7 protein-coding genes and 1 pseudogene are annotated in these 7,371 nt (G+C 49.2%); 3 read left to right on the forward strand and 5 right to left on the reverse strand.

Annotated elements, in window-relative coordinates:
- Together QZ506_RS19795 and QZ506_RS19800 are read left to right on the forward strand one after the other, a co-directional pair.
- A pseudogene (locus QZ506_RS19795) lies at window positions 1-148 on the forward strand (IS5/IS1182 family transposase); the annotation flags it as partial.
- 177 nt (window positions 149-325) lie between these two features.
- Entirely contained in the window at window positions 326-622 is a 297-nt protein-coding gene (locus QZ506_RS19800; protein ID WP_291973356.1) for a type 1 fimbrial protein, read from the forward strand.
- Window positions 623-702: 80 nt separating this feature from the next.
- On the opposite strand, the gene QZ506_RS19805 is transcribed toward QZ506_RS19800, so the two are convergent.
- From QZ506_RS19805 to QZ506_RS19825, 5 genes are all read right to left on the reverse strand, one after another.
- Entirely contained in the window at window positions 703-1,173 is a 471-nt protein-coding gene (locus QZ506_RS19805; protein ID WP_291973358.1) for a DUF2501 domain-containing protein, read from the reverse strand.
- 126 nt (window positions 1,174-1,299) lie between these two features.
- A complete protein-coding gene (locus QZ506_RS19810) occupies window positions 1,300-2,601 on the reverse strand; it encodes an anaerobic C4-dicarboxylate transporter (RefSeq protein ID WP_291973360.1) in 1,302 nt (433 codons plus the stop codon).
- 117 nt (window positions 2,602-2,718) lie between these two features.
- Entirely contained in the window at window positions 2,719-4,152 is a 1,434-nt protein-coding gene (aspA, locus tag QZ506_RS19815; RefSeq protein ID WP_291973362.1) for an aspartate ammonia-lyase, read from the reverse strand.
- A gap of 505 nt (window positions 4,153-4,657) precedes the next feature.
- Entirely contained in the window at window positions 4,658-5,677 is a 1,020-nt protein-coding gene (locus QZ506_RS19820) for a LysR family transcriptional regulator (protein WP_367273044.1), read from the reverse strand.
- A 446-nt stretch (window positions 5,678-6,123) separates the two neighbouring features.
- Window positions 6,124-6,552, reverse strand: coding sequence for a TraR/DksA C4-type zinc finger protein (locus QZ506_RS19825; RefSeq protein WP_291973366.1), 429 nt, complete (start codon window positions 6,550-6,552; stop codon window positions 6,124-6,126).
- Between the two features lie 475 nt (window positions 6,553-7,027).
- On the opposite strand from QZ506_RS19825, the gene QZ506_RS19830 reads away from it, so the two are divergent.
- Window positions 7,028-7,279: an Rpn family recombination-promoting nuclease/putative transposase gene (locus tag QZ506_RS19830; RefSeq protein WP_291973368.1), complete on the forward strand. Its 252-nt coding sequence runs from the start codon at window positions 7,028-7,030 to the stop codon at window positions 7,277-7,279.
- The last annotated feature ends 92 nt before the right edge of the window (window positions 7,280-7,371 follow it).

Raw genomic sequence — 7,371 nt, forward strand, 5'->3', positions numbered from 1 at the left:
AACGGCCATGTTCCGGTTCAAAAGGCTTCTGGGTGGTCATCTAAGTCTGAGAGACTACGATGCTCAGGTGGGTGAAGCCATGGCCATGGTCAAAGCGCTTAACCGGATCACGCTATTAGGAATGCTGAACAGTATTCGCATCACGTAACAATCGACCCGTATGGGGCGCAGTCGTCACAAGTTCTGATTTATTCAACAAAGCCCGCATAAAAAAACAAAATTAAAAGAATTAATTAGCAAATATTTAACAATTTAATAAATGTCTTAAAGTTATTTCTAAAGAGTCCGTTGTTAACTATATGTAGGGCTGTTTGGAGATATCATCATGAGAGCATGGCTTCTGTATGGCGAACTTCTGTCATGGGCGGGTTTTTCACTTCCCACCGCGATTGCTTCTTCCACCATCAACACCGGCGTTATTCATATTGTTGGCACCATTGTTGAACCCCCTTGTGATATTTCAACGCATTCACAGCAGGTGACGGCACAGTGTTTTCGGCAAGGACAGCAGCACACGCTCACCAAGCTAACGCAACAGCACGCGTTACCCCAGTGCGTGGGTTTCATTGCCCCCCTGTCCTTAAGCGAAACGGTCAAAGTAGTGGTGATCAGTTACCAATAACGGCAGACTAACGTCTGCCGCAAGGCGTGATTTTTATCACGATGTGCTACCCAACAGTGTGGCCTTCATTGGTCACACCATCAGGAAAGGAAGGCGACTCCTTGCTTAAGCACCAAATCGCAGGCTTTGGTTTTAACTTTTTCTGCCAACGGTGTGCTGCCGATATTGTTGAGGTTTAGCGCCTGCCCATCCTTGGTCTGCAACAATCCAGCCATTCCCTGGGTGTAATCCGTTTGTTTCTGTTTTTCGGCGCTGTTCAGCCCCAACTTATCAAGCAATTTATCTTTTATATTTTCGGTATTGGTGGCAGATACCAGCTTCTGCTTGATGCAGTACTGCAAAATACCCGCAGCATTGCCCATGCTGCCCGCGCTCAATGCCTGCGTGCCGCCCCCAAGCAAGCCGGTTAAATTTGTGGTTGAGCCGCCATTTTGCCCAAGCTGGCTGGCAGCACTGGACAGCGTATCCTGCCAGTTGGCTGCCTGAAGATTTCCGGTCATTAGCAGGCTGGAAAAAACAGTGCAGTACAGGGTGCGGTTTATCAGATTCATCACGCGGTCACTTTGTTTTATGAAAACGGGTTTAGGAAAACAGGTTCAATAAAAAAGGAGATACACTGCCGGGCAGTATACCTCCTCTTTAGGGCGGCAACATCAACGGTTGCTAAGCATTTTCCGTTACAGCACGATATTACCGACCACAAAACCAAATGCCACGGACAATGCAATCGTTAACACCCCCGGCACCAGAAAAGCATGGTTAAAAACATACTTGCCGATGCGAGTTGAACCTGTGTCATCCATTTCCACCGCCGCCAGCAAGGTGGGGTAAGTTGGCAGAACAAACAGTGCCGATACCGCAGTAAAAGAGGCCACCACCGTTACCGGTGAAACACCAAGCACCAGGGCGGCAGGCAGTAATGCTTTCGCCGTCGCAGCCTGGGAATAGAGCAGCATCGACGCAAAGAACAGCACAACGGCCAGCATCCAGGGGTAGTTTTGCAGCAACGCGCCAGCGGTGCTCTGGATATCATTGATGTGCGCTTTGACAAAGGTATCTCCCAACCAAGCGACGCCCATGACGCACATGCAAGCACTCATACCCGATTTAAACGTACTGGCAGAAAGTACTTTGCTGGTATCGATTCTACAGGTGATGGCAATGAGCGTAGCGATGGTCAGCATGAACACCACAATAGCTTCGTTACGTGGCAGCACAGGGTTAGCAATCAGCTTCACTGTGTCACTGATTGCCGTGGCGTAGCCCACAACGGCAACAATCCCAAGCAGGAACAGCAGCACCGACAGTTTTGCACCCGGCTTGATCTCCAACGTACTGGCGGCGCGCACCGACACTTCGCCATTCTTAAGCCGCTGCTGATAGACTTCATCATCTTTCAGCTCTTTACCCAGAAAGTTGGTGACGACCGCCGTTAACAACACGGCAGCGAGCGTAGTGGGGATGCATATTCCCAAAAGCAACAGATAGCTGACACCATGCGGTTCCAGAATACCGGCTGCAAAAACTACTGCCGCAGAAATAGGAGAAGCGGTGATCGCCACCTGAGAGGCCACAACAGCGATGGAGAGCGGACGCGACGGACGAATCCCCTGCTCTTTCGCCACTTCCGCAATCACTGGCAACGTTGAAAATGCAGTATGCCCGGTGCCCGCCAGTAGCGTCATAAAGTAGGTGACCAACGGCGCGAGAAAGGTGACATATTTAGTCTGACGGCGTAACAGTTTTTCCGCCAGACTGACCAGGTAATCCATGCCGCCCGCTACCTGCATGGCGGCGATGGCAGCAATGACCGCCATAATGATTTCGATCACATCAAACGGGATAGCTCCCGGTTTGATATGGAGACCAAGCGTCAGCACCAGCACCCCTAACCCACCGGCAAAGCAGATACCGATGCTACCAAGACGCGATCCTAGATAAATGGCAAGCAGAACGACAAAGAGTTCCACGACAAGCATACAATGCTCCTTAACGATGTTTAAAAGTCGTGCGATGGTATTGTTGTTATTATCTTTTTTTATAAGTGTACATCAGGCACAGGGCTAACCTGTGCCTGGGGTTAACCAATCGGAGAGTTAGGCGTTTTCGTCGGTATAACGCTTCGCTTTGTAGGCCGGATGCATCAGATTCTGCGTGGAGAAAATGTCATCCAGTTCACTTTCGGTCAGCAAGCCACGCTCCAGAACCACTTCACGCACGCTCTTACCGGTTTCGGCGCAAATCTTGCCAACAATGTCGCCATTGTGGTGGCCAATAAACGGGTTGAGGTAGGTGACAATACCGATGGAATTGAAGACATAAGCTTCACAAACGGCTTTGTTGGCGGTGATGCCATTGACGCATTTTTCCAGCAAATTGTAGCAGGCGTTGGTGAGGATCTGGATAGACTCGAACATCGCCTGACCGATGATCGGTTCCATCACGTTGAGCTGCAACTGACCCGCTTCAGACGCCATAGTGACGCAAGTGTCGTTGCCGATCACCTTGAAGCACACCTGATTGACCACTTCCGGTACCACTGGATTGACCTTGGCCGGCATGATGGAAGAGCCCGCCTGCAATTCCGGCAGGTTGATTTCATTGAGGCCAGCGCGCGGGCCGGAAGAGAGCAGACGCAGGTCGTTGCAGATTTTCGACATCTTCACCGCCAGACGTTTCAGCGCACCATGCACCATCACGTAAGCACCGCAGTCGGAGGTGGCTTCGATCAAATCCTCGGCCGGGACGCACGGCAGCCCGCTTACTTCTGCCAAGCGTTGTACCACAAGATGCTGGTACTCATCCGGCGTATTCAGTCGCGTGCCGATGGCCGTCGCGCCCAGATTCACTTCCAGCAGCAGTTCTGCGGTACGCAGCAGGCTTTTGTTCTCTTCTTTCAGCAGTACGTAGAAAGCATGGAATTCCTGGCCCAGCGTCATCGGCACCGCGTCCTGTAGCTGGGTGCGTCCCATCTTCAGGATGGTTTCAAATTCTTTGGCCTTGTGCTCGAAGCCATCCGCCAACTGAGTTATGGCTTCGACCAGTTTCAGGATGGAACTGTACACCGCAATACGAAAGCCGGTGGGATAGGCATCGTTGGTGGACTGGCACTTGTTCAGATGATCGTTAGGGTTGAGGTACTGGTATTCGCCTTTGTTATGGCCCATCAGTTCCAGACCAATGTTGGCGAGCACTTCGTTGGTGTTCATGTTCACCGAGGTGCCCGCGCCGCCCTGATAGACATCAACCGGGAACTGATCCGTGCATTTGCCGTTGTTCAATACTTCATCGCAGGCGCGGATAATGGTATCGGCGATCGGGCGGGGAATGGTTTTCAATTCACGGTTCGCTAATGCAGCCGCTTTTTTAACCATCACCATCGCGCGCACAAATTCAGGAATATCACTGATTTTATGATTACTGATATAAAAGTTATCGATAGCACGCAACGTATGAATACCGTAATAAGCATCGGAGGAAACTTCACGGGTACCCAACAGATCTTCTTCAATACGGATGTTATTTGACATAGTCACTATTCCTTTTTTAATTCATGAACCGTTTTTATTATTGACCCACCGGTTCATGCCGCTTACAAATAGGGTCCATGGATTAGGGTCCATGGATTCATCAGCCAATAAAAGGCCGCACGATATTTTTCAATATCGAGTAGTATAACGTGTTGCGAATGCTGTGATGAGTGACCTAAAGGGGCTTTGTTGAATAATAGGTAATCATGCTGTTTTTCCATGCCAGTTTTGGTTGAAAATGCTTGTCATCTCAGGTGTACACTTTTCTCATGAGGCCTAACTGCATAATTTTACGTTGCGATGATCCGTCGTTTCACTGGGCTGCCAGCATAAAATCTATTTATTCAACAAAGCCACCTAAAGGCGTTTCTCCGGTCACTTTACCAACTCTGCACATTATTCATGGTATACAACGCACCACATCAAAGATGCGTATTTTATTTTTCTGTAATAGCGCCTGGCGCTATTTCATTGCTTTAGGTTTTTTTACTGAAATTCGTTGTCCTTATTCCGACGTTTCATCGGCATTGATTGAAACCAATTTTTCAATACCGCGATGCAGGCTTTCCAGTTTAGGAATAAATACCGTTTCGATAATTTCACGCGTCACGTCACAGGCCTCCTGGACAAAGGCGCTGTATTCATCACGATGCGCCAAAATATACAACGAGCGCTTCATGTTCAGCTGTTCAGGCATATGGGTCAGCACCTGGCGCGAACACGCTTCAGATTGTAAAAAACTGATCGGTGTGGTCACTGCCCATCCCAAACCTGCGGCAACCATCGCCGTCAGGGTATCCGCATTATCAAACTCGAGCTGATTAGGTACACGGATATCAATCCGGCGCAGATAACGTTCAATCTGCATGCCAATCTGAGAGTTGCGGTTAAAACGTACCAGAGGCATGGTGGCCGAAAGCTCTCGAAGATCTTCAATCGTCCTGATACGTTTACGATAATCCGGAGGCGTGATAATGAAATAGCCTTCAGAGAACAGGCGATAACGCACCACGCTGTCGCTGTCCATCAGCGGATCGCTGGTCACGATGAGATCCAGTTCACGCCGAATCAGTGCTTCACCTTGTTGGGGACTCAGCCCGGTTCTGATTAACAGCTGCGATGAGCTGCTCAATAAACGTTTGGTAAACACCGATCCGCAGGTGATCGCAAAAGAATCCACCAAGCCGATACGCAGGTCTGGTTTGATGCCCTTACCCGCTTCCAGCACTTGTGCTTTCAGGTTGGCAATTTCTTGCGTCAGCACCTCACCGCGATTTTTAAGCGCAATACCATAGGGCGTCAGAACAAACGGACGGCGCGTACGGTTTACCAGCATCACGCCAAAATCATCTTCCAACTGGCGAATGGTCTGCGACACAGCCGATGGCGTCAGCCCTAGCCGGGAAGCGGCCGCTGTCATGCTTCCCTCTTCCGCCACGGTCACAAAAACCTGAACGGCATACATATCTATCGATTTATTGGCTGACATTGTTTTTTTAACCGTTGAATATCGTCCGCGTTTCATCACCATCAATCTGGTTCAGCACGCGATGGACACGACGTTCTTTCGCATTGGCAAGAGCCGCAGACCTTGTCACTGAGACCAGCCTAGAGAGCCGAGCATAGAAAAAATGTAAAACAAGTCACTGATTAATTTTTTCTTATAACTAGATTTAGCTACACTCAAGGTATCACATCGTGATAATTCACTGTAGTAATCGAGTAATTCACTATTTTTTCTGCCACAACCGGCCTGCAACAGAGAGCACGTCCTTGGGGAAATTTGCGGCTATCCTGACATCTTCTATAGAGATTTGCCCCAACGCTGCGTCAGTGCAAGGTGTGTCGTGGTATGTATTGCACGTGTTATCGGCGACAGATGCAAGGCCGATTTAAGGAAGACAGGCATACGCCATGCGTTATCAAGGTGGGCACACAGCGTAATAGCGTGCAGTGCCAACTACGGGCAGGTTATTTCACCTTGCGGTACTGGGGCTCACGCTGCTCTTGCGTCTGTTTGGCATCAATACTGCGTTCTGCCGTTGGGCGCAGCAGCAACCGGCGCAGGCCAATGGGTTCTCCGGTTTCAATACAATAGCCATAATCTCCCATTTCGATACGGCGCAACGCATCATCTACCTTTGGCAGCAGACGGCTTTCTCTGTCGATTTGTCTGAACAACATGCGTAGTTCTTCTTCATGCGCCGCTTTGTCGACATCATCACCACTGGTATCGTAGCGATAGATATCTCCCTTCAGTTCCCCAATGTGCGCCAGGATAGTCTGCCGCTCCATTTCCAACCGCCGACGGAAAAAATCCCGCTGAGTGCTATTCATATAGTCTGCTTCTGACATGCCAAGCAGCGTTTGTTCATCAATAGGCTGCGTTGAATCGTTCATTCAGGCTCCTCATGTTGTTCTATCTCCACGCTGTGTAATCCATTCAACATCCACATCAAGGTGCGCAAGCCACGCGCTTAATATGTTATAACATAACACTAATTATTTTAACTCTTTATGTAATAACAAATTCACCCTGCGTAAACTGTGTTCATCCACATAAAATAAGAAAATAGCTTCATGATTCGCCCGTTTCGCCACTGATTCAGTGCTATCAGCGCTGAAAATGGTGCATAAACGCCTGCTGTAAGGAAAGTAGCGGAGTTAAAACATATAAAAATAATAAATATCAATACATTGAATTACTTCATCGCTCAAAAAATAGGCGACAAAGCACGACAATACACGACATTTTTATCAATAAGTTACCGTCCATTTCGACCTGCCAACTACGCCAGAATCGCCCAGATTTGACAGACTTGAGGGAGGGGGATTTCGATGGCATACCGTAGCCTGAGCAAGGTATACTGCGCCAATGACAACATCATCACTCTCCCAACATGACTCCCTGTTCAAAAAGTTCCTCGGCGATATCACGGTCGCCCGAGACTTTCTGGAAATCCGTTTGCCGCCTCATCTACGGGAACGCTTCGATTTCAGTACGCTGGCAATGGAGTCGGGCAGTTTTATCGAAGACGACCTGCGCACCCAGTGTTCGGATATGCTCTATTCCGTGCAGACAAAATCTATGGTCACCCCCATTTTTGCAACACTGATTTTTGACTAATGGTGGGCTTGCTTCAATCTATCCGGCGTCTCTGTGGGCGAGATGCCCGCGCCTCGATGAGTTCCGCGCCTGGTGAACCTGAAAAGGCCCTC

Origin of the sequence: Candidatus Symbiopectobacterium sp. (assembly GCF_020054415.1) — a bacterium.
Taxonomy (GTDB): Bacteria; Pseudomonadota; Gammaproteobacteria; order Enterobacterales; family Enterobacteriaceae; genus Symbiopectobacterium.

Bases quoted from the DNA above. Each gene is read 5' to 3' on its own strand.
- QZ506_RS19800 (WP_291973356.1), top strand. From the start codon at position 326: ATGAGAGCATGGCTTCTGTATGGCGAACTTCTGTCATGGGCGGGTTTT.
- QZ506_RS19805 (WP_291973358.1), bottom strand. From the start codon at position 1,173: ATGAATCTGATAAACCGCACCCTGTACTGCACTGTTTTTTCCAGCCTG.
- QZ506_RS19810 (WP_291973360.1), bottom strand. From the start codon at position 2,601: ATGCTTGTCGTGGAACTCTTTGTCGTTCTGCTTGCCATTTATCTAGGA.
- aspA (WP_291973362.1), bottom strand. From the start codon at position 4,152: ATGTCAAATAACATCCGTATTGAAGAAGATCTGTTGGGTACCCGTGAA.
- QZ506_RS19820 (WP_367273044.1), bottom strand. From the start codon at position 5,677: ATGAAACGCGGACGATATTCAACGGTTAAAAAAACAATGTCAGCCAAT.
- QZ506_RS19825 (WP_291973366.1), bottom strand. From the start codon at position 6,552: ATGAACGATTCAACGCAGCCTATTGATGAACAAACGCTGCTTGGCATG.
- QZ506_RS19830 (WP_291973368.1), top strand. From the start codon at position 7,028: ATGACAACATCATCACTCTCCCAACATGACTCCCTGTTCAAAAAGTTC.